Source organism: Pseudomonas sp. P1_F7 (genome assembly GCF_056405655.1).
The window spans coordinates 159,804-182,194 of the sequence record NZ_JBFUBR010000017.1; the positions used below are offsets into that span (position 1 = coordinate 159,804).

The 22,391-nt window shown below is 60.5% G+C and carries 26 protein-coding genes and 1 pseudogene; 12 read left to right on the plus strand and 15 right to left on the minus strand.

The annotated features are described in order from the left end of the window. Positions 1 to 46: 46 nt before the first annotated feature. From infA to trxB, 4 genes are all read right to left on the minus strand, one after another. Positions 47 to 265 (minus strand): translation initiation factor IF-1, encoded by a 219-nt coding sequence (gene infA / locus AC1D1M_RS24390; protein WP_002553999.1) that lies wholly within the window; start codon positions 263 to 265, stop codon positions 47 to 49. Between the two features lie 111 nt (positions 266 to 376). Then, positions 377 to 1,084: an arginyltransferase gene (locus tag AC1D1M_RS24395; RefSeq protein ID WP_477777576.1), complete on the minus strand. Its 708-nt coding sequence runs from the start codon at positions 1,082 to 1,084 to the stop codon at positions 377 to 379. A 57-nt stretch (positions 1,085 to 1,141) separates the two neighbouring features. Beyond that, entirely contained in the window at positions 1,142 to 1,822 is a 681-nt protein-coding gene (gene aat, locus AC1D1M_RS24400; RefSeq protein ID WP_477777577.1) for a leucyl/phenylalanyl-tRNA--protein transferase, read from the minus strand. A gap of 62 nt (positions 1,823 to 1,884) precedes the next feature. Next, positions 1,885 to 2,844: a thioredoxin-disulfide reductase gene (trxB, locus tag AC1D1M_RS24405; protein ID WP_477777578.1), complete on the minus strand. Its 960-nt coding sequence runs from the start codon at positions 2,842 to 2,844 to the stop codon at positions 1,885 to 1,887. Positions 2,845 to 3,150: 306 nt separating this feature from the next. On the opposite strand from trxB, the gene AC1D1M_RS24410 reads away from it, so the two are divergent. The 6 genes from AC1D1M_RS24410 to cysG all read left to right on the plus strand — a co-directional run bounded on the left by AC1D1M_RS24410 (position 3,151) and on the right by cysG (position 10,804). Beyond that, the gene (locus tag AC1D1M_RS24410; protein WP_477777579.1) at positions 3,151 to 5,562 is read left to right on the plus strand and encodes a DNA translocase FtsK; all 2,412 of its coding nucleotides are present in this window, start codon (positions 3,151 to 3,153) and stop codon (positions 5,560 to 5,562) included. 67 nt (positions 5,563 to 5,629) lie between these two features. Then, positions 5,630 to 6,253, plus strand: coding sequence for an outer membrane lipoprotein periplasmic chaperone LolA (lolA, locus tag AC1D1M_RS24415; RefSeq protein ID WP_223453983.1), 624 nt, complete (start codon positions 5,630 to 5,632; stop codon positions 6,251 to 6,253). 162 nt (positions 6,254 to 6,415) lie between these two features. Continuing rightward, positions 6,416 to 7,738 carry a replication-associated recombination protein A gene (locus tag AC1D1M_RS24420; protein WP_253559877.1) on the plus strand — a complete coding sequence of 441 codons (1,323 nt, stop codon included), beginning with the start codon at positions 6,416 to 6,418 and terminating at the stop codon, positions 7,736 to 7,738. Then, complete coding sequence (gene crcB / locus AC1D1M_RS24425; RefSeq protein WP_008049383.1) at positions 7,738 to 8,112, plus strand: fluoride efflux transporter CrcB; 375 nt, start codon at positions 7,738 to 7,740, stop codon at positions 8,110 to 8,112. Before AC1D1M_RS24420 ends, crcB begins: the two co-directional genes overlap by 1 nt. Before the next feature lie 16 nt (positions 8,113 to 8,128). Next, the gene (serS, locus tag AC1D1M_RS24430; RefSeq protein WP_477777580.1) at positions 8,129 to 9,409 is read left to right on the plus strand and encodes a serine--tRNA ligase; all 1,281 of its coding nucleotides are present in this window, start codon (positions 8,129 to 8,131) and stop codon (positions 9,407 to 9,409) included. Next, positions 9,410 to 10,804, plus strand: a complete 1,395-nt coding sequence (cysG, locus tag AC1D1M_RS24435) for a siroheme synthase CysG (protein WP_477777581.1) — start codon at positions 9,410 to 9,412, stop codon at positions 10,802 to 10,804. A gap of 114 nt (positions 10,805 to 10,918) precedes the next feature. Here cysG and AC1D1M_RS24440 read toward each other — a convergent pair whose 3' ends face one another. The 8 genes from AC1D1M_RS24440 to AC1D1M_RS24475 all read right to left on the minus strand — a co-directional run bounded on the left by AC1D1M_RS24440 (position 10,919) and on the right by AC1D1M_RS24475 (position 15,048). After that, complete coding sequence (locus AC1D1M_RS24440; protein ID WP_477777582.1) at positions 10,919 to 11,920, minus strand: glutathione S-transferase family protein; 1,002 nt, start codon at positions 11,918 to 11,920, stop codon at positions 10,919 to 10,921. Positions 11,921 to 12,011: 91 nt separating this feature from the next. After that, entirely contained in the window at positions 12,012 to 13,013 is a 1,002-nt protein-coding gene (locus AC1D1M_RS24445) for a glycosyl transferase family protein (RefSeq protein WP_477777583.1), read from the minus strand. Continuing rightward, on the minus strand, positions 13,010 to 13,345 hold the full coding sequence (locus tag AC1D1M_RS24450) for a TusE/DsrC/DsvC family sulfur relay protein (protein WP_108217871.1): 336 nt from the start codon (positions 13,343 to 13,345) through the stop codon (positions 13,010 to 13,012). Before AC1D1M_RS24450 ends, AC1D1M_RS24445 begins: the two co-directional genes overlap by 4 nt. Continuing rightward, a complete protein-coding gene (gene tusB / locus AC1D1M_RS24455) occupies positions 13,342 to 13,635 on the minus strand; it encodes a sulfurtransferase complex subunit TusB (protein WP_477777584.1) in 294 nt (97 codons plus the stop codon). The genes AC1D1M_RS24450 and tusB overlap by 4 nt, the downstream gene beginning before the upstream one ends. Continuing rightward, positions 13,635 to 13,997, minus strand: coding sequence for a sulfurtransferase complex subunit TusC (tusC, locus tag AC1D1M_RS24460; protein ID WP_477777585.1), 363 nt, complete (start codon positions 13,995 to 13,997; stop codon positions 13,635 to 13,637). The genes tusB and tusC overlap by 1 nt, the downstream gene beginning before the upstream one ends. 1 nt (position 13,998) lies before the next feature. Beyond that, positions 13,999 to 14,391 carry a sulfurtransferase complex subunit TusD gene (tusD, locus tag AC1D1M_RS24465; protein ID WP_477777586.1) on the minus strand — a complete coding sequence of 131 codons (393 nt, stop codon included), beginning with the start codon at positions 14,389 to 14,391 and terminating at the stop codon, positions 13,999 to 14,001. A gap of 58 nt (positions 14,392 to 14,449) precedes the next feature. Continuing rightward, positions 14,450 to 14,779: a DUF6388 family protein gene (locus AC1D1M_RS24470; protein ID WP_477777587.1), complete on the minus strand. Its 330-nt coding sequence runs from the start codon at positions 14,777 to 14,779 to the stop codon at positions 14,450 to 14,452. Between the two features lie 20 nt (positions 14,780 to 14,799). Continuing rightward, a complete protein-coding gene (locus AC1D1M_RS24475; RefSeq protein WP_008000820.1) occupies positions 14,800 to 15,048 on the minus strand; it encodes a hypothetical protein in 249 nt (82 codons plus the stop codon). 148 nt (positions 15,049 to 15,196) lie between these two features. On the opposite strand from AC1D1M_RS24475, the gene AC1D1M_RS24480 reads away from it, so the two are divergent. After that, positions 15,197 to 15,547, plus strand: coding sequence for a hypothetical protein (locus AC1D1M_RS24480; RefSeq protein ID WP_477777588.1), 351 nt, complete (start codon positions 15,197 to 15,199; stop codon positions 15,545 to 15,547). Positions 15,548 to 15,612: 65 nt separating this feature from the next. Here the strand turns inward: AC1D1M_RS24480 and AC1D1M_RS24485 are convergent, their stop codons facing one another. Further along, entirely contained in the window at positions 15,613 to 16,038 is a 426-nt protein-coding gene (locus tag AC1D1M_RS24485) for a GNAT family N-acetyltransferase (RefSeq protein WP_477777589.1), read from the minus strand. A gap of 166 nt (positions 16,039 to 16,204) precedes the next feature. Between AC1D1M_RS24485 and AC1D1M_RS24490 the strand changes: the two genes are divergently transcribed. Then, entirely contained in the window at positions 16,205 to 16,798 is a 594-nt protein-coding gene (locus AC1D1M_RS24490) for an NUDIX domain-containing protein (protein ID WP_477777590.1), read from the plus strand. On the opposite strand, the gene AC1D1M_RS24495 is transcribed toward AC1D1M_RS24490, so the two are convergent. Then, positions 16,799 to 17,311, minus strand: coding sequence for a methylated-DNA--[protein]-cysteine S-methyltransferase (locus tag AC1D1M_RS24495; RefSeq protein ID WP_477777591.1), 513 nt, complete (start codon positions 17,309 to 17,311; stop codon positions 16,799 to 16,801). It abuts the gene before it with no gap. Between the two features lie 111 nt (positions 17,312 to 17,422). On the opposite strand from AC1D1M_RS24495, the pseudogene AC1D1M_RS24500 reads away from it, so the two are divergent. Both AC1D1M_RS24500 and AC1D1M_RS24505 read left to right on the plus strand, forming a co-directional pair. Continuing rightward, positions 17,423 to 18,091 (plus strand): annotated as a pseudogene (locus AC1D1M_RS24500) (gamma-glutamyltransferase); the annotation flags it as partial. Between the two features lie 69 nt (positions 18,092 to 18,160). Beyond that, on the plus strand, positions 18,161 to 18,694 hold the full coding sequence (locus AC1D1M_RS24505) for a cysteine hydrolase family protein (protein WP_477777592.1): 534 nt from the start codon (positions 18,161 to 18,163) through the stop codon (positions 18,692 to 18,694). A gap of 226 nt (positions 18,695 to 18,920) precedes the next feature. Here AC1D1M_RS24505 and AC1D1M_RS24510 read toward each other — a convergent pair whose 3' ends face one another. After that, positions 18,921 to 19,823, minus strand: a complete 903-nt coding sequence (locus AC1D1M_RS24510; protein WP_477777593.1) for a LysR family transcriptional regulator — start codon at positions 19,821 to 19,823, stop codon at positions 18,921 to 18,923. A gap of 199 nt (positions 19,824 to 20,022) precedes the next feature. Here AC1D1M_RS24510 and AC1D1M_RS24515 point away from each other — a divergent pair, with 199 nt between their 5' ends. Beyond that, on the plus strand, positions 20,023 to 21,522 hold the full coding sequence (locus tag AC1D1M_RS24515; RefSeq protein WP_477777594.1) for a purine-cytosine permease family protein: 1,500 nt from the start codon (positions 20,023 to 20,025) through the stop codon (positions 21,520 to 21,522). Continuing rightward, the gene (locus tag AC1D1M_RS24520; protein ID WP_477777595.1) at positions 21,519 to 22,361 is read left to right on the plus strand and encodes a nitrilase-related carbon-nitrogen hydrolase; all 843 of its coding nucleotides are present in this window, start codon (positions 21,519 to 21,521) and stop codon (positions 22,359 to 22,361) included. Before AC1D1M_RS24515 ends, AC1D1M_RS24520 begins: the two co-directional genes overlap by 4 nt. The last annotated feature ends 30 nt before the right edge of the window (positions 22,362 to 22,391 follow it).

Consider the following 22,391-nt stretch of genomic DNA (forward strand, 5'->3'; position numbering starts at 1 on the left):
TGTCTGTAGGAGCTGCCGAAGGCTGCGATCTTTTGATTTGACTTGATTAGCGAGCGCGGTAAGTGATGCGCCCTTTGCTCAAGTCATAGGGAGTCAGCTCTACGCGCACTTTGTCGCCGGTAAGAATACGGATGTAGTTCTTGCGCATCTTGCCGGAGATGTGCGCGGTTACGACGTGCCCATTTTCCAACTCCACACGAAACATGGTGTTGGGCAGGGTGTCGACGACAGTGCCTTCCATTTCGAAGCTGTCTTCTTTCGACATGCAGTAAAGCCCTCGGTGTCCAATGAATGGCCCGGTGCAACTGCGCCAGGCAAAAGCGGCGTGCATTGTGCCCGAAAAGTGGGGTTTAAGCCAAGGGGTTTAGGGCCGGCTCTAGTTTAGAACCACCCAGCGCTGATTAATCAGCAACTCAATAGGGCGATATTGAGTCTTGTAGTTCATTTTTTTGCAGTTTTTGATCCAGTAGCCGAGATAGACCGCATCCAGCCCCAGCCGTCTGGCCTCGGCGATTTGCCAGAGAATTGCATAGCGCCCAAGGCTGCGACGCTCTTCGGCAGGCTCGTAGAAGGTATAAACCGCCGAAAGACCGTTCGGCAGTAGATCGGTGACGGCGACGGCCAGCAGCCGTCCGTTCAGGCGAAATTCATAAAATCTTGAAAACGGCAGGTCCCGCACCAGGAATGTCGAAAACTGGTCGCGACTCGGCGGGTACATATCGCCATCGGCGTGACGCTGTTCGATATAGCGCTGGTAAAGGTCGAAGTACTCTTCGTTGAAGCCGGGCCTGGCCGGGCGCACCTGCAAATCCATGTTGCGCTTGAAGATGCGTTTCTGTTGTCGGTTGGGCGTGAACTGCCCCACGGGAACGCGCGCCGGAACGCACGCATTGCAATTCTGGCAATGCGGCCGATAGAGATGATCGCCACTGCGACGAAACCCCATCTCCGACAGGTCTGCATAGACATGCACATCCATGGGCTGGCTAGGGTCGAGGAACAGGGTTGTGGCCTGCTCATCGGGCAGATAACTGCAAGAGTGCGGCTGAGTGGCATAGAACTTCAAACGCGCCAACTCGGTCATGATCAACCCTCGGGATAATGCTTTTGAATAAGTGTAAGCCACGCGCGCAAAAGTCGCTCAGCAAACCCAGGTGGCATGGTTGGGTTGGTCAAGGTGTCTGGCCAGATAATCGGCAAACTCGCGGCGCGGAATCGCCCGGGCGCCCAGGCTATGCAGGTGATCGGTCGGCATCTGGCAGTCGATCAACACAAAACCCGAGTCTTTCAGATGCCGCACCAAGGTGGCAAAACCGAATTTCGAGGCGTTGTCAGCGAGGCTGAACATGGACTCGCCGAAAAACAGCTGGCCCATCGCCAGGCCGTAGAGTCCGCCGACCAGTTCGTCCCCGTCCCACACTTCCACCGAGTGCGCGTGTCCGCGCCTGTGCAGCTCGATATAAGCGTCCTGCATGGCCTCGGTGATCCAGGTGCCGTCGGCGTAATCCCGGGGCGCGGCACAGGCACGGATGACGGCCGCAAAGTCCTGGTCAAAGGTCACTTGATAGCGTTGCTGGCGCAGCAGTTTGTTCAGACTGCGCGAGACATGCAGTTCGTCGGGAAACAGAACCGTGCGCGGGTCCGGAGACCACCAGAGAATCGGCTGGCCTTCGGAAAACCATGGGAAGCAGCCGTGGCGATAAGCCGAGATCAGCCGATCGGCGGACAGGTCGCCACCGGCAGCCAGAAGCCCGTTGGGGTCGCGCATGGCCTTTTCCAGTGGTGGGAAATGCAAGGTATTGCGTTGTAACCAAGTCAGCATGGCATCCGGGCTTGCAGAAGGGGAGGGCAGTGGCGGGTGTTGACCCGTCGTAAAGTTTGCCTTCAAACGGCAGGAATGTCGTCGAGGTATTTTTCGGCGTCCAGCGCCGCCATGCAACCGGCCCCGGCAGACGTAACGGCCTGGCGATAAACGTGGTCGGCCACGTCACCGGCGGCAAACACACCTGCAATCGCCGTAGCGGTGGCATCGCCTTCGCTGCCACCCTTGACCAGCAGATACCCGTCACGCATTTCCAGTTGGCCCGTGAACAGGTCGGTATTGGGTTTGTGGCCGATGGCGATAAACACCCCGGCCAGCGGCAGCTCTTTGGTTTCACCCGTTTGGCTGTCGCGCAGGCGGGCGCCGGTCACGCCGCTGGCATCGCCGAGCACTTCATCCAGGTTCTGGTTCCAGTGCAGGCGGATGTTGCCATTGGCGGCTTTTTCGAAGAGTTTGTCCTGGAGGATCTTCTCCGAACGCAGTTTGTCGCGCCGATGAACCAGGTGTACTTCTTTGGCGATGTTCGACAGGTACAAGGCTTCTTCGACCGCCGTGTTACCGCCGCCGACCACGGCAACCACCTGATTGCGATAGAAAAACCCATCACAGGTCGCGCACGCCGACACCCCTTTGCCAGCAAACGTTTCTTCCGACGGCAGGCCCAAATATTGCGCGGAAGCGCCGGTGGCAATGATCAGTGCGTCGCAGGTGTAGGTTCCGCCATCGCCAATCAGCTCGAACGGTCGTTGTTGCAACTTGGCGGTATGGATGTGGTCGTAAACGATCTCGGTGGCAAAGCGCTCGGCGTGTTTTTGCATGCGGTCCATCAGCACCGGCCCGGTCAGGCCTTCGACGTCGCCTGGCCAGTTATCCACCTCGACGGTGGTGGTGAGCTGGCCACCTGCCTGTATGCCGGTAATGACAACGGGTTGAAGGTTGGCGCGGGCGGCATAAACGGCTGCGCTGTAACCGGCAGGGCCGGAGCCCAGGATAATCAGGCGGGAATGCTTCGCTTCGCTCATAAAAACACCTCATAAGCCTTTGTCACAAAAGAGAATGCATGCTCAAATTGAACGGTATGTCATGTGCTGTTGACTATGCTACACCCAAGGGTCTCAAGCATGGCGTCGTGCGTACAAACCCGTACAATGCCCTGCGTATTAACTATATTCAGTGCGCGCCGTGTTTATAAAAACCGGGGCGCAGTGTTAAAAGTAGTCCCGGTTACGTGTGTTAACTTTTTTACCTGCCTGGATTGGGTAGTTTTTCGGCAGTTTTTATAGACATTCACTAGATGGACGCGCCCATGGCGCAGGAAAAGAAGCGTTTTGAAGAAATCCACCGCAGCACCTAAACCAGCCGTCGTTCCGCTCTGGCGCCAGCACTTGCACTACCGACTCAAGGAAGGTGCGCTGATCGCCATCGGTGCCTTGTGCCTGTTCCTGATGATGGCCTTGTTGACCTATGGCAAGGATGATCCGGGCTGGAGTCATAACAGCAAGATCGACGACGTGCAGAACTTCGGCGGGCCAGCGGGCTCCTACAGCGCCGATATCCTGTTCATGGTGCTGGGTTACTTCGCCTACATCTTCCCGTTGCTGCTGGCGATCAAGGCGTACCAGATCTTCCGCCAGCGTCACGAACCGTGGCAGTGGAGCGGCTGGCTTTTCTCCTGGCGCCTGATCGGCCTAGTGTTCCTGGTACTGTCGGGCGCCGCTCTGGCCCATATCCATTTCCATGCCGCGACCGGTCTGCCGGCCGGTGCGGGCGGTGCGCTGGGCGAAAGCCTCGGCGACCTGGCCAGGAACGCCCTGAATATCCAGGGCAGTACGCTGCTGTTTATCGCGTTGTTCCTGTTCGGCCTGACCGTGTTTACCGACCTGTCGTGGTTCAAGGTGATGGACATCACCGGCAAGATCACGCTCGACCTGTTCGAACTGTTCCAGGGCGCGGCCAATCGCTGGTGGGCGGCCCGTAGCGAGCGCAAGCAACTGGTCGCCCAGTTGCGTGAAGTCGACGACCGTATGGATGAAGTGGTCGCGCCGACCGTCACCGACAAGCGCGAGCAGGCCAAGGTCAAGGAGCGCCTGATCGAGCGTGAGCAAGCCCTGAGCAAGCACATGTCCGAGCGCGAGAAGCAGGTGCCGCCGGTGATTGCGCCCGCGCCGCCAAAGCCCGCCGCACCGAGCAAACGCGTCGAAAAAGAGAAGCAGACGCCGCTGTTCGTCGACAGCGCCGTGGAAGGCACCTTGCCGCCGATTTCGATTCTCGATCCCGCAGAAAAGAAACAGCTCAATTACTCGCCTGAATCCCTGGCGGCGGTTGGCCACTTGCTGGAAATCAAGCTCAAGGAATTCGGCGTCGAAGTGACCGTGGACTCGATCCACCCTGGTCCGGTGATTACCCGTTACGAAATCCAGCCAGCGGCCGGAGTCAAGGTCAGTCGTATCTCCAACCTGGCCAAAGACCTCGCGCGCTCCCTGGCCGTGACCAGCGTGCGCGTGGTGGAAGTGATTCCGGGCAAGACCACGGTCGGTATCGAGATTCCCAACGAAGACCGGCAGATCGTGCGTTTCTCCGAGGTGTTGTCGACCCCCGAGTACGACAACTTCAAGTCGCCGGTCACCCTGGCCCTGGGCCACGACATCGGCGGCAAGCCGGTCATCACCGACCTGGCGAAAATGCCGCACTTGCTGGTGGCCGGTACCACCGGTTCCGGTAAGTCGGTGGGTGTGAACGCGATGATCCTGTCGATCCTGTTCAAGTCCGGCCCGGAAGACGCCAAGCTGATCATGATCGACCCGAAAATGTTGGAACTGTCGATCTACGAAGGCATTCCGCACCTGTTATGCCCGGTGGTCACCGACATGAAGGATGCGGCCAACGCCCTGCGCTGGAGCGTTGCCGAGATGGAGCGACGCTACAAGCTGATGGCCAAGATGGGTGTGCGAAACCTGTCGGGCTTCAACGCCAAGGTCAAGGAAGCCCAGGACGCCGGCGAGCCGTTGAGCGATCCGCTGTACAAGCGCGAAAGCATCCACGACGAAGCGCCGCTGTTGCAAAAACTGCCGACCATTGTCGTGGTGGTCGACGAATTCGCCGACATGATGATGATCGTCGGCAAGAAGGTTGAAGAGCTGATCGCCCGTATCGCCCAGAAGGCGCGTGCGGCCGGTATCCACTTGATCCTCGCGACCCAGCGTCCGTCGGTGGACGTGATCACCGGTCTGATCAAGGCCAACATTCCGACCCGTATGGCGTTCCAGGTATCGAGCAAGATCGACTCGCGGACCATCATCGACCAGGGCGGCGCCGAACAACTGCTGGGCCACGGTGACATGCTCTACATGCCGCCGGGCACCAGCCTGCCGATTCGTGTTCACGGTGCTTTCGTGTCCGACGATGAGGTGCACCGCGTGGTGGAAGCCTGGAAGCTGCGTGGCGCGCCGGAATACAACGACGACATTCTCAATGGCGTCGAAGAGGCGGGTAGCGGCTTCGAAGGTAGCAGCGGTGGCGGCGACGGTGACGATCCCGAGGCTGACGCGCTGTACGACGAGGCGGTTCAGTTCGTACTGGAAAGCCGTCGCGCCTCCATTTCCGCAGTTCAGCGCAAGCTGAAGATCGGCTACAACCGCGCTGCGCGCATGATCGAAGCCATGGAAATGGCCGGCGTCGTGACGTCCATGAACACCAACGGTTCGCGTGAAGTCCTGGCCCCGGGCCCGGTGCGTGACTGACCCGAGTATGAAAGGGGTGGCGCCCATTGGCGCCGCCCGCACTCCCACGAATGTTATGAGGACTCCCATGCGTCTGATCCGCATGCTGTTGCTGCCGGTACTGGCTTTGACCACGCTCCAGGCTAACGCCGATGACAAGGACGTGGCACGCCTGACCCAACTGCTGGAAAAATCCCAGACCCTGACTGCACGCTTCTCACAACTGACCCTTGATGGCACCGGCACCCAGCTGCAGGAAACCGCCGGCGAGATGTCGCTGCAGCGTCCGGGCCTATTCTACTGGCACACCGATGCGCCGGCCGAACAGACCATGATCTCCGATGGCAAGAAAGTCACCCTGTGGGACCCGGACCTGGAGCAGGCCACCATCAAGAAACTCGACCAGCGCCTGACCCAGACGCCGGCCTTGCTGCTGTCCGGTGACGTGTCCAAGATCAGCCAGAGCTTCGACATCAGTGCCAAGGAAGCCGGCGGCGTGATCGACTTCACCCTGAAGCCGAAAACCAAGGACACTTTGTTCGACAGCCTGCGTCTTTCGTTCCGCAATGGCCTGGTCAATGACATGCAACTGATCGACAGCGTCGGTCAGCGCACCAATATCCTGTTCACCGGGGTGAAGGCCAACGAGCCGATCCCGGCCTCCAAGTTCAAATTCGACATCCCCAAGGGTGCGGATGTGATCCAGGAATAACCGGCTGACGCAAAACCTGTGGGAGCGAGCTTGCTCGCGATAGCGTTGGGTCAGTCGACATAAATGTTGAATGTGATGCCGTAATCGCGAGCAAGCTCTCTCCCACAGGATCAGTGTTTTGGCTCGCAGGCATTAAGTAACCCGAGGTTTTAAACGTACGCCATGGATCTGTTTCGCAGCACCCCCATCGCCCAGCCCTTGGCCGCCCGCCTGCGTGCGGCCAATCTGGACGAGTACGTCGGTCAGGAACACGTGCTCGCTCGCGGCAAGCCCCTGCGCGAAGCGCTGGAGCAGGGTGCCCTGCATTCGATGATTTTCTGGGGGCCGCCCGGCGTGGGCAAAACCACCCTGGCGCGATTGCTCGCGGAAGTCTCGGACGCGCACTTCGAAACGGTCTCTGCGGTGCTGGCCGGGGTCAAGGAGATCCGCCAGTCGGTGGAAATCGCCAAGCAGCAGGCCGCGCAGTACGGCCGCCGCACCATTCTGTTCGTCGATGAAGTGCACCGTTTCAACAAATCCCAGCAGGATGCGTTCCTGCCCTATGTCGAAGACGGCACGCTGATTTTCATCGGTGCGACCACGGAAAACCCCTCGTTCGAACTCAACAACGCCTTGCTCTCCCGGGCGCGGGTCTATGTGCTGAAAAGCCTCGACGAAACGGCCCTGCGCAAACTGGTGCACCGCGCCCTGACCGAAGAGCGGGGCCTGGGCAAGCGCAACCTGACCCTCAGCGACGAAGGCTTCCAGATGCTGCTGTCGGCCGCGGACGGCGATGGTCGACGCCTGCTCAACCTGCTGGAAAACGCCTCGGACCTGGCTGAAGACAACAGCGAAATCGGCACCGAGCTCCTGCAAAGCCTGCTCGGTGACACCCGCCGGCGGTTCGACAAGGGTGGCGAAGCGTTCTACGACCAGATCTCCGCGCTGCATAAATCGGTGCGCGGCTCCAATCCGGACGGCGCGCTGTACTGGTTTGCTCGGATGATCGACGGCGGTTGCGACCCCTTGTACCTGGCCCGGCGCGTTGTGCGCATGGCCAGCGAAGACATCGGCAATGCCGACCCACGCGCCCTGAGCCTGTGCCTGGCGGCCTGGGAAGTGCAGGAGCGCCTCGGCAGCCCCGAAGGTGAGTTGGCGGTGGCCCAGGCCATCACCTATCTGGCCTGCGCGCCAAAGAGCAACGCGGTGTACATGGGCTTCAAGACTGCATTGCGCGCCGCCGCCGAGCACGGTTCGCTGGAAGTGCCGCTGCATCTACGCAATGCGCCGACCAAGCTTATGAAGCAACTGGGCTATGGCGATGAATACCGTTATGCCCACGATGAGCCGGATGCCTATGCCGCTGGCGAAGACTATTTCCCGGAAGAACTTGACCCGATCCCGTTCTATCAACCGGTCCCCCGTGGCCTTGAGTTGAAAATCGGCGAGAAGCTCAACCACCTGGCGAAACTCGATCGTTTAAGCCCAAGGCAGCGGAGAAAATAGTGCTTCCTTTGATCGTTGCGGTTTCCGTCGGCGGGATGGCCGGCACTCTGTTGCGCTTTGCCACGGGCAACTGGATCAACGCGAATTGGCCGCGGCACTTCTATACCGCGACGCTGGCCGTTAATATCGTGGGCTGTTTGCTGATCGGCGTTCTATACGGTCTGTTTTTGATACGCCCGGAGGTGCCCATCGAGGTCCGTGCCGGGTTGATGGTCGGCTTCCTCGGGGGGCTGACGACTTTTTCATCCTTTTCACTGGATACGGTGCGCCTGCTGGAAAGCGGGCAAGTGCCGCTGGCCCTGGGCTATGCGGCGCTCAGCGTATTCGGCGGGCTGCTTGCCACCTGGGCCGGCCTGTCCTTGACCAAACTTTGATAAACGAGAAACCGACATGCTCGATTCCAAACTGTTACGTAGCAACCTTCAGGACGTAGCGGACCGCCTGGCATCCCGTGGCTATACCCTGGATGTTGCGCGCATCGAAGCGCTGGAAGAACAGCGCAAGACCGTCCAGACCCGCACCGAAGCACTGCAGGCTGAACGCAATGCGCGCTCCAAATCCATCGGTCAGGCCAAGCAGCGCGGCGAAGACATCGCGCCGTTGATGGCGGACGTCGAGCGCATGGCGGGCGAATTGAGCGCCGGAAAAGTCGAACTGGACGCGATCCAGACCGAACTGGACTCGATCCTGCTCGGCATCCCCAACCTGCCGCACGAATCCGTGCCGGTTGGCGAAGACGAAGACGGCAACGTCGAAGTGCGCCGCTGGGGCACCCCGACCGCTTTCGACTTCCCGGTTCAGGACCACGTGGCCCTGGGCGAGAAGTTCGGCTGGCTGGACTTCGAAACCGCCGCCAAACTGTCCGGCGCCCGTTTCGCCCTGCTGCGTGGCCCGATTGCCCGTCTGCACCGCGCCCTGGCGCAGTTCATGATCAACCTGCACGTCACCGAGCACGGCTATGAAGAGGCCTACACGCCTTATCTGGTCCAGGCACCGGCGCTGCAAGGCACCGGCCAGTTGCCGAAATTCGAAGAAGACCTGTTCAAGATCGCGCGCGAAGGCGAAGCCGACCTGTACCTGATCCCGACCGCCGAAGTGTCGCTGACCAACATCGTCGCCGGCGAAATCGTCGATTCGAAACTGCTGCCGATCAAGTTCGTTGCCCACACCCCGTGCTTCCGCAGCGAAGCCGGCGCATCGGGTCGTGACACCCGTGGCATGATCCGCCAGCACCAGTTCGACAAGGTCGAGATGGTGCAGATCGTCGAACCGTCGAAGTCGATGGAAGCGCTGGAAGGCCTGACCGCCAACGCCGAGAAAGTCCTGCAACTGCTGGAACTGCCTTACCGCACCCTGGCGCTGTGCACCGGCGACATGGGCTTCAGCGCGGTCAAGACCTACGACCTGGAAGTGTGGATCCCGAGCCAGGACAAGTACCGCGAAATCTCGTCGTGCTCCAACTGCGGCGACTTCCAGGCCCGTCGCATGCAAGCGCGTTTCCGCAACCTGGAAACCGGTAAGCCGGAACTGGTGCACACCCTGAACGGCTCCGGCCTGGCGGTGGGTCGTACCTTGGTCGCGGTGCTGGAAAACTACCAGCAGGCCGACGGTTCGATCCGCGTACCGGACGTGCTGAAGCCGTACATGGGTGGCCTTGAGGTCATCGGCTAAATGAACTATCTGCCGCTGTTTCACAACCTTCGCGGCAGTCGTGTGTTGGTCGTCGGCGGGGGGGAAATTGCCTTGCGCAAATCCCGCCTGCTGGCCGATGCCGGTGCGCTGCTGCGGGTGGTTGCACCTGAAATCGAAGCACAACTGCGCGAACTGGTTGCCGGCAGCGGTGGCGAGTGCCTGTTGCGCGGCTACACAGAAACGGACCTGGACGGTTGCGGGCTGATCATTGCCGCCACCGACGACGAAGCGCTGAACGCACAAGTCTCCGCCGATGCCCATCGGCGTTGCGTGCCGGTCAACGTGGTGGACGCGCCAGCCCTGTGCAGCGTGATCTTTCCGGCGATCGTCGACCGTTCCCCACTGATCATCGCGGTGTCCAGCGGCGGCGATGCGCCGGTGCTGGCGCGTTTGATTCGGGCCAAGATCGAAACCTGGATTCCTTCCACCTACGGTCAATTGGCCGGGCTGGCGGCGCGGTTTCGTCATCAGGTCAAAGGCCTGTTTCCGGATGTGCAGCAGCGTCGGGCGTTCTGGGAAGATGTTTTCCAGGGCCCGGTTGCCGATCGGCAACTGGCCGGGCAGGGCGGTGAAGCCGAGCGTCTGCTCCAGGCGAAAATCGATGGCGAAGCGCCAGTGGCGACCGGTGAGGTCTATCTGGTGGGCGCAGGGCCGGGTGACCCCGACCTGCTGACGTTCAAGGCATTGCGTCTGATGCAGCAAGCCGACGTGGTGTTGTACGACCGTTTGGTCGCACCGGCGATTCTCGAACTGTGCCGCCGCGACGCCGAGCGGGTTTACGTCGGCAAGCGCCGTGCCGATCACGCGGTGCCGCAGGATCAGATCAACCAGCAATTGGTGGATCTGGCCAAACAGGGCAAGCGTGTGGTGCGGTTGAAGGGCGGCGATCCGTTCATCTTCGGTCGTGGCGGTGAAGAGATCGAAGAACTGGCGGCCCAAGGCATTCCGTTCCAGGTGGTGCCGGGCATCACCGCGGCCAGCGGTTGCGCGGCCTATGCCGGGATTCCGCTGACTCACCGCGATTATGCACAGTCGGTGCGTTTCATCACCGGCCACCTCAAGGACGGCTCCAGCGATTTGCCATGGGCCGACCTGGTCGCCCCGGCGCAAACCCTGGTGTTCTACATGGGACTGGTGGGCTTGCCGATCATCTGCGAGCAGTTGATCAAGCATGGTCGCAGCAAAGATACCCCGGCAGCGTTGATCCAGCAGGGCACCACGGTCAACCAGCGGGTGTTTACCGGCACCCTGGCAGACCTGCCACGGCTGGTGGCGGAGCATGAAGTGCATGCGCCGACATTGGTGATTGTGGGTGAAGTGGTGCAACTGCGCGAGAAACTGGCGTGGTTTGAAGGGGCTCAGGGGCAGGTCTAGACCGAGTTGCCCCCATCGCGAGCAAGCTCGCTCCCACAGGGGATTTGTGAACGACACAAATCAAATGTGGGAGCGAGCTTGCTCGCGATGAGGCCTTCAAAACCTGCACAAATCTCAGGCCTTGCGCCAAACCCCTTTCCCATTCAACCGCTCCCGATCATGGGGCGCGGTGAAGTCCTGTGCCGGGCCTTTCGGCACCACACCCGTCGGGTTGATGGTGCGGTGGCTGGCGTAGTAGTGGTGCTTGATGTGGGTGAAATCCACCGTCTCGGCAACACCCGGCCACTGATAGATCTCGCGCAGCCAGTTCGACAGGTTCGGATAATCCGCGATCCGCCGCAGGTTGCATTTGAAGTGCCCGTAGTACACCGCATCGAAGCGAATCAGCGTGGTGAACAGGCGGATGTCCGCTTCGGTCAGGTACTCGCCCACCAGGTAACGGTTGGCGCTCAGCAACAGCTCCAGTCGATCCAGCTCGGCAAACACATCGTCGAACGCTTCTTCATAAGCCTGTTGCGACGTGGCAAACCCGGCGCGGTACACGCCGTTGTTCACAGCCGGGTAGATCCGCTCGTTCAGCGCATCAATTTCACCCCGCAATGGCGCCGGATAGAAGTCCAGGTCATTGCCGGTCAAATCATCGAAAGCGCCATTGAACATGCGGATGATTTCCGATGATTCATTGTTGACGATGCGCTTTTGCTGTTTGTCCCACAGTACCGGTACGGTGACGCGGCCGGTGTAGTCGGCGGTGTCGGCAGTGTAGCGCTGGTGCATGAAGTCGAAGTGATCGAGCTTGTCGCCGGTCGAACCCAGGCTCTGGTCGAAGGTCCAGCCGTTTTCCAGCATCAACCAACTGACCACCGAAACGTCGATCAGGTTTTCGAGGCCTTTGAGTTTGCGCAGGATCAGCGTGCGATGGGCCCACGGACAGGCCAGGGACACGTACAGGTGATAGCGCCCGGGTTCGGCCGCAAAACCACCGACCCCGGTCGGTCCCGGCTTGCCGTCAGCGGTCAACCAGTGGCGACGCTGCGCCTGTTCACGCTGGAACGCGCCGTCCTTGCTGCTTTCGTACCACTTGTCCTGCCAGCGGCCATCGACTAACAAACCCATGTTCAAGACTCCCGAAACCCATAATCGTTGGGGCTGAGTCTATTCCGATGAGTTCGAACAAAAAGCGCAAAGATCGGGCGCGAATGATCGATTAAATCGATTTGTCCCGCTCAGCCCAGTATTTTTCAGCGGTTTCGAAGGCCTGATCGCGGCTCTGTCCGAGGCCACGCAGGGCCAGGGCCATTGTCGAAATCAAGGCCATTTGCGGGTAGCTGTCGACCACGTCACCACGCCACACCGCTTTCAAATGTTCAGGTTCAAGCGAGGCCGGTTTGACATGGCGCTGCGCGGACAGCTGCGGCCATTCCTCATCCCAGCTAACACCGCCGGTGGTGCCGTACAGGTGGCTGTCGGCATCCGGGTTGATCTCGATTTCGCCGCCATCGCCCTTGATCACGATGGCGGTATCACCGAGCAGTCCACTGGCATCGCGATGCACGGCCTGATAACCCGGGTGGAAAATGCTTTGCAGACCGCAACGGGCGCCCAGCGGATTGAGAATCCGCGCCAGGGAGTGGATCGGCGAGCGCAGGCCCAGGGTGTTGCGCAGGTCGATCATCCGTTGCAGCTGTGGTGCCCAGTCCATCAATGGCATGAAGGCCAGGCCGCCGTTATCCAGTGCCGAACCCACCTGTTGCCAGTTGCGGCACAGCGGGATGTTCAGTTCGCCCAGCAGTTGCTCGCTGTACAAGCGACCGGCCGTGTGGGCACCGCCGCCGTGCATGAAAATCCGCACGCCGTTTTGTGCCAGGCACTTGGCCGCCAACAGATACCACGGCAAGTGCCGCTTCTTGCCGGCGTAGGTCGGCCAATCCAGATCTACCGCCAGCGCCGGAGGATTCAGGCGTTCGCGCAATGCCTCGGTGAAGCCCGCCATCTCCTCGAAGCTTTCTTCCTTGTGCCGCAACAGCATCAGGAATGCGCCGAGCTGGGTTTCCTCGATCTTTTCATCGAGCACCATGCCCATGGCTTCACGGGCCTCGACCCGAGTCAGGTCACGGGCGCCGCGTTTGCCTTTGCCAAGGATCCGCACGAACTGGGCGAACGGATGCTCGGCGGGCGTTTCGAGTGTCAGTGCTGGGTAATCGGTCATAAGCAATTCGTCGGTTTGGGCAGGCCCGCCAGTTTCGCGGCGAGTTTGGCGGGAGTGCCTTTGAACAGTCGGTTCAGGTGCAGGCTGTTGCCTTTCTCCGGGCCGAGTTTCAGGGCGGTGTATTTGATCAACGGGCGGGTGGCCGGTGACAGCTGGAATTCGGCGTAGAAACTGCGCAGCAGTTCGAGGACTTCCCAGTGATCGGGCGTCAACTCGATGTCTTCGGCAGCCGCCAGGGCGCTGGCCACATCGGCGGACCAGTCACTCAGTTCGACCAGGAAACCATCCTTGTCCAGCTCGATGGCGCGGGCGCCGACCGTCAATGCATTCATAGCCAACTGTTGACCTTGTCGTAGTGAATCGACAGTTCGACGAAGGCCGGGTAATCGATGGCCTTGGCCCAGTCTGGAACCACAAGCGCACGGGCCTGGGTATCTTCGGCCAGGACGAACAGCTTCAGGCCTCGTGCGCTGAGCGCAGTGAACGGCGCGGTGCCTGGCTGCAACGCATAGGTCGCGTCGCCCGACAGCAGCAAGCCATCGTTGGCGCCGATCACACGCAGGCAACTGGTCAGGCGTTCGTCACCGAACGGGGAATGAGACAACACATGCAAAGTCGACATCAGAGGGTGATCACCTGATCGTAACGGTCAATGAGGGCGGTGATTTCGTGGGCGGCCAATACCTGGGCTTCTTCCAGTGACAGGCCGCTCGGGTCAAGGCCGCGCTGGGTGATGCTGTCGCCGCAGGCGAACAAGTCTTCGACACCGAACATCGACAGGGCTTGCAGGTTGGCGCTCAGGTCTTTCTGTTGCAGGGCTCTGGCGTCCTGACGGGTGGCCAGCTGGAATACGCCGTCATCGAGAAACAACAGGCCAATCGGCAGGTCGAAGGCGCCGCCGGCCAGCACGATATCCAGCGCTTCCCGCGCGCCTGGGCCGGACCATGGCGATTGGCGGCTGATGATCAACAAGGATTTGGCCATGTCATGCGCCTCCGAAACAGATCAGACGGTCGGCATCCTGCGCCGCATCATGCAATTGGCCGAGGCCGGACAATTCCCACGGCGGACCGACGGCAACAGCTTCGCGCTGATAGCGCCTGGCTTCTTCCTCGTTCAACACGCCACGACGCAACGCGGCAGCGATGCACACCACGCCATCGAGTTGATGGTCGCTGACGAAGGCGCGCCATTGCTTGGGCAAGTCCAGTTCATCCTGGGGCGTGACCACGCTGGCGGAGGCGTTGTAGACGCCGTCCTGATAGAAAAACAGCCGGACAATCTCATGCCCGCCGGCCAGTGCCGCTTGGGCGAACAGCAAGGCGCGGCGCGAGGAGGGCGCATGGGCGGCGGAAAACACGGCTATGGCGAATTTCATGACGGACTCGATCAGCGAAACTGCGGCCATGATAAAGCTTTCTCGCCGGGAGTGCTGGCTAGGGTGCTATCCCGTACAGGTCGCAATACTCCAGCCAATCCATCCCGGCCATTTCCGCGACTTCGCGGTGTACTTCAAGGCGCTGGGCCTCATAGTCCCGGGGGGTGGCGGCGGTCAATTTCAGGGTCAGTTCCCAGGCGAACAGCCCGAGGCGCTCGGCTTCGGCTTCGAAGGCTTCGTGCAAGCGTTCGTCACGGTACTGCGCCGGGGTTTCGCCCTTGGCCTGGGCCAGCAACGGGTTGAGATGATCGAGGTCGTGGCGCAACTCGGGGCGTTCGTCGAGAAACCGCTTCAATGCCTGTTCATGTTGCTGTTCGCTTGCCGCCATGGTCGCTCCTTGAGAACGGATTACGAGGATTGCTTCTTGCTGGCCTTGGCCGCTGCCGCCAGGCATTCGAGGGCAAATTGTTCGGTGTAGGTCATCTGGATCGGCGTGGTTTCGCCTTTGACGGTTCTTTCGCCGTTGAGGATGTAACGAATCCGCTTGTCGGTAACGCCGATTCGCTTGGCGATCCATGAAGGCGTCTGACCGATCTGGCTGATCAGCTTGTCGGCATATTCAGCGGTCGGTTTGTAAAACTCGGCATTGGGTGTCATCAGAATTCCAGTGATAGGCGCGATGCGGCGTTATTGGCGCGACAGGGTGCGCGAATCGTTGCACGCTGTCGCGGTATAAATGCAGTAAAGCAGAACGGTACGGGCTACCGGGGTGATAAAGTCCGCTTTTTCCTGATGAGTGAATGCAATGCGAATTCTGATGGTGGCGCTGGCCGTGACGTTGCTGGCGGGATGCGCCGGCTCGGCGATGAACGATGCCCGCACCAAGGCCCCGTACAAGACCCTGAACTCGGAAAAACCGGCAAAAGACGTCGCCCAGTGCGTGCAGTTTTCCTGGCAGGACGAGGCCGTGTTCGGTGTCGATGCCGCTGCCTATTTGCAACCTGGCGAGAAGGGCGGCACTACTGTTTACACCCGTTCGGCGGAGTCCTTCGTCGACGTGACCACCGATGCCTCGGGCACGGTGTTGAGCTACTACGCACAGAAGGATGATTTCGTGGCCAAGCGCCGGTTGGCGGCGTTGGCGACTTGCCTGTGACCTGATGGCTAACGCAAGTCCCCTGTGGGAGCGAGCAAGCGCGCTCCCGCAGGTTTTGTGTCGAGTCAGTAATTCAGGCGCTTCTGGAAGAAGAAGTGCTTATGGCCCGGCGGGTAATCGGCAATGTGCCCGATCTCGCTGTAGCCGCATTTCTTGTAGAACGCCGGCGCCTGGAATTCAAAGGTGTCGAGCCACAGCCCGACGCAGCGCCGTTCCCGCGCCAGGTCCTCGGCCATATTCATCAGCTTCGTTCCCATGCCTTGCCCACGCGCCTGTTCCGGCACCACCAGCAAGTCGATGTACAGCCACTGGTAAAACAGTCGGCCATGCAGGCCGCCGAGGATTTCGTCGTTGTCGTCGCGCACCAGCAAGGCGATGTGCTCAGGCACGTTACCTTCTGCCTTCGAGCCATTGTAGGCGCGCAAGGGTTTGAGGATGGCCTGGCGTTGTTCATCCGTGGGGTTTTGCGACAGCTCGATACGCAGGTTCATGGCTATATCCTTATGGCATGGAAGCCGCAGCCTATCCCGGTTGCAGCGATTGTTCCATCCCCGGAAAAGTTGAACCGTCGCCAACGCGCAGCCTGATTGAGGGGGCAAACGCTGTCCGTTTTCACTTAACATGTGGACCCTCAGACAAATAACAGGACGCGTTGTCATGTCGAACACAGCCGAGCGGGTCAACATCCTTGAGTCTCAGGTGTTGTCCCACGACTGGTACCTGCTCAAGAAAATCACCTTCGATTACCAGCGCAACAACGGCGAGTGGCAACGCCAGACGCGAGAGGTCTACGACCGTGGCAACGGCGCGGCGATTCTGTTGTACAACCGCGAAAAGAAAACCGTGGTACTGACCCGGCAATTTCGCCTGCCAGTGTTCGTCAATGGTCACGATGGGCTGTTGATCGAAGTGGCGGCGGGGCTGCTGGAAGGCGCAGCACCCGAAGACCGCATCCGCGATGAAGCGGAGGAAGAGACGGGTTACCGCGTGCACCATGTGCAGAAGGTGTTCGAGGCGTACATGAGCCCCGGTTCGGTGACGGAAAAACTGCACTTCTTCATTGCTGAATACGACGCGAAGTCGAAAGTCAGCGACGGTGGTGGGCTGGAGGCGGAAACCGAGGAACTGGAAGTGTTGGAGTGGGCGTTCGAGGACGCGCTCGAAGCGTTTTACCGCGGCGAAATCTGCGACGCCAAGACCATCATGTTGTTGCAGTATGCGGCGATGAAAGACCTCTTCGTCCAAGCATGATCAAAAGCCTGGCAGGCGCGCGGTGCCGGGCAATTGCCCACCCTCCAGCGTCAGCAACAACTCCTTCGCCTCAAGACCACCGGCAAACCCGGTGAGCTTGCCCGACGCGCCAATTACCCGATGACAGGGCGCCACGATCGAAATCGGGTTCTTGCCATTCGCCGCGCCCACCGCCCTGACCGCCGCCGGGTTGCCGATCTGTTCGGCGATCTGGCTGTAGCTGCGGGTCTCGCCGAACGGGATGGTCAGCAGCGCCGCCCAGACCTTCTTCTGGAATTGCGTGCCGGCAAAATCCAGATCCAGTTCGAAGCGATCGCGGGTGCCGGAAAAATATTCGCGCAACTGCGCAGCCGTGCGCACCAGGATCGGATTGTCCGGCGCTTCGCTCATCGGCCCCAGACGCACCCGGCCGGGTTTGTCGTTTTCCCAGAGGATGGCCGCCAGTCGTGAACCGTTCGCCACCAGCTTCAACTGGCCGACCGGGGAAGCCACGGTGATGCAGGTATAGGTCATGTCAGGGCACACGCGAAATTGCTGAACAGGCGTTAAGGATACTGTCTCGACGGGGAGGCGCAATACGTAAACCCGACCATACTTGACTACCACGAGGTTTCCGCACCGCCACCGAGTTCCGGCGGCGCGGTATCCAGCGAACTCAAGCCCGGTGTAGCGCCCCATGAAGGCAACAACACCACCCATTACTCCATCGTCGACAAGTGGGGCAACGCAGTGTCGGTGACCTACACCCTCAACGACTGGTTCGGTGCCGGCGTGATGGCGAGCAAGACCGGGGTCATCCTCAACGATGAAATGGACGACTTCACCTCGAAAATCGGCGTACCGAACATGTACGGCCTGGTGCAGGGCGAGGCCAACGCCATCGCGCCCGGCAAAGCGCCGCTGTCGTCCATGAGCCCGACCATCGTGACCAAGGATGGCAAAGTGGTGATGGTGGTCGGCACGCCGGGTGGCAGTCGCATCATCACCGCGACCTTGCTGACCATGCTCAACGTGATCGACTACGGCATGAACATCCAGGAAGCGGTGGATGCACCGCGTTTCCACCAGCAGTGGCTGCCGGAGGAAACCAACCTGAAAGCCTTCACCACCAGTCCGGACACGGTGAAAATCCTCGAAAGCTGGGGCCACAAGTTCGCCGGTCCCCAGGACGCCAACCACCTGGCGGCGATCCTGTTCGGCGCGCCGTCCCTGGGTGGCAAACCGGTTGGCAAGAACCGTTTCTACGGGGCGAACGACCCACGGCGTAACACCGGGTTGTCGCTGGGTTATTGAGGGTTGTGTCCGGAGGGGGACGGGCTTATGTTCGTCCCCTGATCCCTCGGCATATCAAGGAAGGAAATCATGATCACTGCGTTGTTAATCATCGACGTTCAACAGGCTTTGTGTTCCGGTGAGTACGAGTGCTTCCAGATTGGACGGGTCATCGACACCATCAATGACCTTTCTGCCCGGGCGCGCAAGGCCGGAGTGCCCGTGGTACTGATCCAGCACGAAGAAGCAGGCAGTCCGCTGGCGCATGACGCTGCCGGCTGGCAACTGGCCGAAGGGCTGGAAACCTCGCCCAAGGACCTGCGTGTACGCAAGACCACCGGGGATTCGTTCTACCAGACCAATCTGCAAAAACTGTTGCCGAAAGAGGACTTCGAGCGCCTGGTCATCTGCGGCCTGCAGACCGACTATTGCGTCAATGCCACGGTGCGTCAGGCGCTGAAACTGGGCTATGACGTGGTGCTGGCGGGCGACGCGCATTCCACCGTCGACAACGGCAACCTCAGCGCCGAAGACATCATTGCCGAGCACAACAAGGACCTGGCGCATCTCACCGGTTCCGTGGCGCGGATCGATGTGGTCCCGGCCAAGGACATCCACTTCTGAACCCACCCTGTTTCCCTGTGGGAGCGAGCTTGCTCGCGATGAGGCCAGCACATTCAACATTGATATCGGCTGRCCCACCGCTATCGCGAGCAAGCTCGCTCCCACAGTAATCCCGGTTGCTCSCRGATCTTGYGTACACCCACCAACCCCTGTGGGAGCGAGCTTGCTCGCGATGGCGTCATTACAGCCAGCATTGATGTCRGCTGRCCCACAGCTCCCACAGGACCTACAGCGCTCCGAAAATCTCGATCAACTCGTTCAGGAACGCGCTCACCAGATCCCGTTGCCGCGCCGAATGCCTTACCGCCGCATGAAAGCTGACCTCATAGCGCAACAGGTCCGGGTTCAGCGGGTGTAATTGCCCCAGCTGTTCATGGCGGGTCGCGTAGTGTTGCGGCAGAAACCCCAGGTGCTGGCCGGACAGGATCAGCAGGGCCGCGCCGTCCATGCTGTCGGTGAGTACGGTCAGGCGCTCGATGGACGTGGGGGCCGGCATTTCCGGCAGCGGATGGCTCGGCCAGACCCAATCGAACCCGCTGACATCTTCGCGGGTCAGTGCGCCGACTTGCCCGAACAGCGGATGCGAGGGCGCGCAGTAGGCAATCTGGGTTTCCGGGAACAACGGGAAATAATCGATGCTGGGCAAGCGATGCCAGAAGTAACCGATGGCCAGGTCGATATGGCCGTTGATGATTTTTTCTTCCAGCAGCGACGACGACAGCTCGGTGAAATGGAAGTACAGCCCCTCGTGCCGAGCCCGCAAACGGGCAATGGCCTGGCCGATTTTCTTGTTCGCCACCGGGTCGATTTGCCCCAGCAAACCGATGTTGATACTGCCCGAGACTTTGCGGTTGATGTGCTGCACCTCGACCCGAAAACCCTCGGCCGCCGCCAGCAAGCGTCGGGCCGCGTCGATGAACTGAATGCCTTTGGGCGTGACCGAAAACCCGCCGCGCCCGCGTTCGCACAAGCGGAAACCGACCCGGGCTTCCAGCGTCGCCAGTTGCGCGCTGATCGTGGGTTGCGTGGTGTTGAGGGCGGTTTGCGCCGCCGATATGCCACCCGCTTCGACGACGGTCAGAAATACCCGGATCAGGCGCAGATCCAGCTCCGTTACAGTTCCCAGCATGGGGGCTCCCGATTCTCGCTTACATAGATGCCGATCTATGTGAACAGTGTGCCTGCGATATTTTATTGCCCGGACTCACGCCCTACATTGCCGTGAAGCCTGCATCATCGTCAGCTTTTTATGGAGTTTCACCCGATCTGGACGTCGTAGCGAGCGCTGTACCCACAAAAACAACAAACAACAGCATAGGAACAATCGTATGTCAGGTTCCCCAGTGTCTGCGCACGCCGCCGAGGCGAGCAGCGGGTTGGCCATCGAAGGCCACTCCATCGACTACATCCCGGAAAACGAACGCCACGCCAAACTCAGTAGCCAGGGACCTTTCTGGTTCCTGGGCAATTTCCACTTTTTCACCATCTCCATCGGCTTTGTCGGCCCGAGCCTCGGTCTATCGGCGTTGTGGACGATGCTGGCGGGTGCATTGGGCATCATGTTCGGCACTATCTTCATGGCGTTCCACGGCTCCCAGGGCCCGGAAATGGGCCTGCCGCAGATGATCCAGTCCCGCGCCCAGTTCGGCTATCGCGGGGTGATCCTGGCCTTGATGGCGACCATGTTTGTGTTCGTCGGTTTCAACGTGGTGAACATCTCGCTGATCATGAACGGCCTTGAACATGTGTTTGGCATCGACCCGACCATCGTCGCCGTCGTGGTGGTGCTGATCGGCGCGCTGTTGTCGATCTACGGCCACGACCTGATGCACAAGGCCTTCAAGTGGGCCTTGCTGGCGACCTTGCCGCTGTACGCACTGGTGACCATCGCCCTGATGTTCGGTGCGGGCCAGGAAGGCGTCACGCCGGCGACCGACCTGGGCTTCAACTGGGTGGCCTTCGCCACGCTGTTCGCTATCGGTGCGAGCTACAACATCTCCTATGCACCCTACGTGTCTGACTATTCCCGTTATCTGCCGAAAAACACCAGCCGGGCGAAACTGATCGCGGCGGTGTTCATCGGCGCCTCGTTGTCCGGCAGCTGGATGATCGGCCTTGGCGCCTGGCTGGCCCAGGAGCTGAAAGCAGCGGATGCGCTGGTGGCGTTGAACCAGGTCGGCTCCTCGATGGTGCCAGGGCTGGGCAATCTGCTGGTGATCGTCTCGGTGGCGGGTTTCCTGCCGATCATCGCCCTCAACACCTACAGCGCCATGCTGACGCTGCTGACCGGTGTCGACTCAATCAAAAAAATCACCCCGACACCCCGCGCCCGGGTGCTGTCGATCAGTGTGATCAGCGCCATCCTGTTGACCTGCGTGCTGTCGATCAAAGGTGACGGTATCGCCCTGTTGAACACCTTCCTGGTGTTGTTGCTGTACTTCCTGGTGCCGTGGACCGCCGTCAACCTGGTGGACTACTTCTGCGTGCGCAAGGGCCGTTATGCGATCCCGCATTTCTTCACGCCAAATGGCATCTACGGCGCCTGGCAATTTCGCGGCATCGTTTCGTACCTGATCGGCTTTGCCGCGATGGTGCCGTTCTTCTACATCTTCGATGCCGCCGCCGGCAAAGAGGTTTTCGTCGGTCCACTGGCGCGGGTGCTGGAAGGCGTGGACATCGCCTGGCTGGTGGGCCTGGTGGTCTCGGGGCTGACCTATTACCTGCTCAGCCGCTCGATTGATCTGGCCGCCGAACGCCGGGTGATCGACGCGCTGACTGAAAGCGACATCGTCGCCATGACCCATTCATCTGCGGAGGCAGGACGTTGAGCAGTGTAAAAAATACCGTGGTCGCCTGTTGCCAGCTGGCGCCGAAAATAGGTGACCTGGCCCACAATCGCACGCTCACCGAGCGGGCGATTCGCCAGGCAGCCTTTCAGGGCGCGCAAATCATCGTGTTGCCCGAGCTGGTGCAGAGCGGCTATCTGTTTGCCGACCGCTTTGAGGCGCTGTCGCTGGCGGAAACCACTGATGGCCCGATATTGCAGCTTTGGCAGGCCCTGGCCCGAGAGCTGAATCTGGTGATCGTCGGCGGATTCTGCGAGCGCCTGCCCGGTGATGAGCTGGCTAACAGCGCGGCGATGATCGACGCCAATGGCCTGCGCGCGGTGTATCGCAAGGCGCATCTGTGGGATGCCGAGAAGGACATCTTCACGGCCGGCGATGTGCAACCGCCTGTGGTCGAAACGGTGCATGGACGGCTCGGCATGCTGATCTGCTACGACCTGGAATTCCCTGAGTGGGTGCGTCTTGCGGCGCTGGCCGGGGCCGATCTGCTGTGTGCGCCGGTCAATTGGCCCGACGGTCCGCGACCACAGACCGAACGCCCGGCCGAAGTGCTGCGGGTGCAGGCCAATGCCTCGGTGAACCGCATGTTCATCGCGGCATGCGATCGTTATGGCCATGAACGCGGTGTCGGCTGGGTCCAGGGCTCGGTCATCGTCGATGCTGACGGCTATCCGTTGGCCGGGCCGGCGGAGCAGGGCGGTGAGCAGATGTTGCTGGCCACCCTGAACCTCGCCGAGGCGCGCAACAAGCGCATCAGTGCGCGCAATGACCTGCATCAGGACCGCAGGCCGCAGTTGTATGGGTTGAACAGCACTTTGTAACCGTTGATGTCATTGCCTGCTGGACGCCCG

Bases quoted from the DNA above. Each gene is read 5' to 3' on its own strand.
- infA (WP_002553999.1), bottom strand. From the start codon at position 265: ATGTCGAAAGAAGACAGCTTCGAAATGGAAGGCACTGTCGTCGACACC.
- AC1D1M_RS24395 (WP_477777576.1), bottom strand. From the start codon at position 1,084: ATGACCGAGTTGGCGCGTTTGAAGTTCTATGCCACTCAGCCGCACTCT.
- aat (WP_477777577.1), bottom strand. From the start codon at position 1,822: ATGCTGACTTGGTTACAACGCAATACCTTGCATTTCCCACCACTGGAA.
- trxB (WP_477777578.1), bottom strand. From the start codon at position 2,844: ATGAGCGAAGCGAAGCATTCCCGCCTGATTATCCTGGGCTCCGGCCCT.
- lolA (WP_223453983.1), top strand. From the start codon at position 5,630: ATGCGTCTGATCCGCATGCTGTTGCTGCCGGTACTGGCTTTGACCACG.
- AC1D1M_RS24420 (WP_253559877.1), top strand. From the start codon at position 6,416: ATGGATCTGTTTCGCAGCACCCCCATCGCCCAGCCCTTGGCCGCCCGC.
- serS (WP_477777580.1), top strand. From the start codon at position 8,129: ATGCTCGATTCCAAACTGTTACGTAGCAACCTTCAGGACGTAGCGGAC.
- cysG (WP_477777581.1), top strand. From the start codon at position 9,410: ATGAACTATCTGCCGCTGTTTCACAACCTTCGCGGCAGTCGTGTGTTG.
- AC1D1M_RS24440 (WP_477777582.1), bottom strand. From the start codon at position 11,920: ATGGGTTTGTTAGTCGATGGCCGCTGGCAGGACAAGTGGTACGAAAGC.
- AC1D1M_RS24445 (WP_477777583.1), bottom strand. From the start codon at position 13,013: ATGACCGATTACCCAGCACTGACACTCGAAACGCCCGCCGAGCATCCG.
- AC1D1M_RS24450 (WP_108217871.1), bottom strand. From the start codon at position 13,345: ATGAATGCATTGACGGTCGGCGCCCGCGCCATCGAGCTGGACAAGGAT.
- tusB (WP_477777584.1), bottom strand. From the start codon at position 13,635: ATGTCGACTTTGCATGTGTTGTCTCATTCCCCGTTCGGTGACGAACGC.
- tusC (WP_477777585.1), bottom strand. From the start codon at position 13,997: ATGGCCAAATCCTTGTTGATCATCAGCCGCCAATCGCCATGGTCCGGC.
- tusD (WP_477777586.1), bottom strand. From the start codon at position 14,391: ATGAAATTCGCCATAGCCGTGTTTTCCGCCGCCCATGCGCCCTCCTCG.
- AC1D1M_RS24470 (WP_477777587.1), bottom strand. From the start codon at position 14,779: ATGGCGGCAAGCGAACAGCAACATGAACAGGCATTGAAGCGGTTTCTC.
- AC1D1M_RS24475 (WP_008000820.1), bottom strand. From the start codon at position 15,048: ATGACACCCAATGCCGAGTTTTACAAACCGACCGCTGAATATGCCGAC.
- AC1D1M_RS24480 (WP_477777588.1), top strand. From the start codon at position 15,197: ATGCGAATTCTGATGGTGGCGCTGGCCGTGACGTTGCTGGCGGGATGC.
- AC1D1M_RS24485 (WP_477777589.1), bottom strand. From the start codon at position 16,038: ATGAACCTGCGTATCGAGCTGTCGCAAAACCCCACGGATGAACAACGC.
- AC1D1M_RS24490 (WP_477777590.1), top strand. From the start codon at position 16,205: ATGTCGAACACAGCCGAGCGGGTCAACATCCTTGAGTCTCAGGTGTTG.
- AC1D1M_RS24495 (WP_477777591.1), bottom strand. From the start codon at position 17,311: ATGACCTATACCTGCATCACCGTGGCTTCCCCGGTCGGCCAGTTGAAG.
- AC1D1M_RS24505 (WP_477777592.1), top strand. From the start codon at position 18,161: ATGATCACTGCGTTGTTAATCATCGACGTTCAACAGGCTTTGTGTTCC.
- AC1D1M_RS24510 (WP_477777593.1), bottom strand. From the start codon at position 19,823: ATGCTGGGAACTGTAACGGAGCTGGATCTGCGCCTGATCCGGGTATTT.
- AC1D1M_RS24515 (WP_477777594.1), top strand. From the start codon at position 20,023: ATGTCAGGTTCCCCAGTGTCTGCGCACGCCGCCGAGGCGAGCAGCGGG.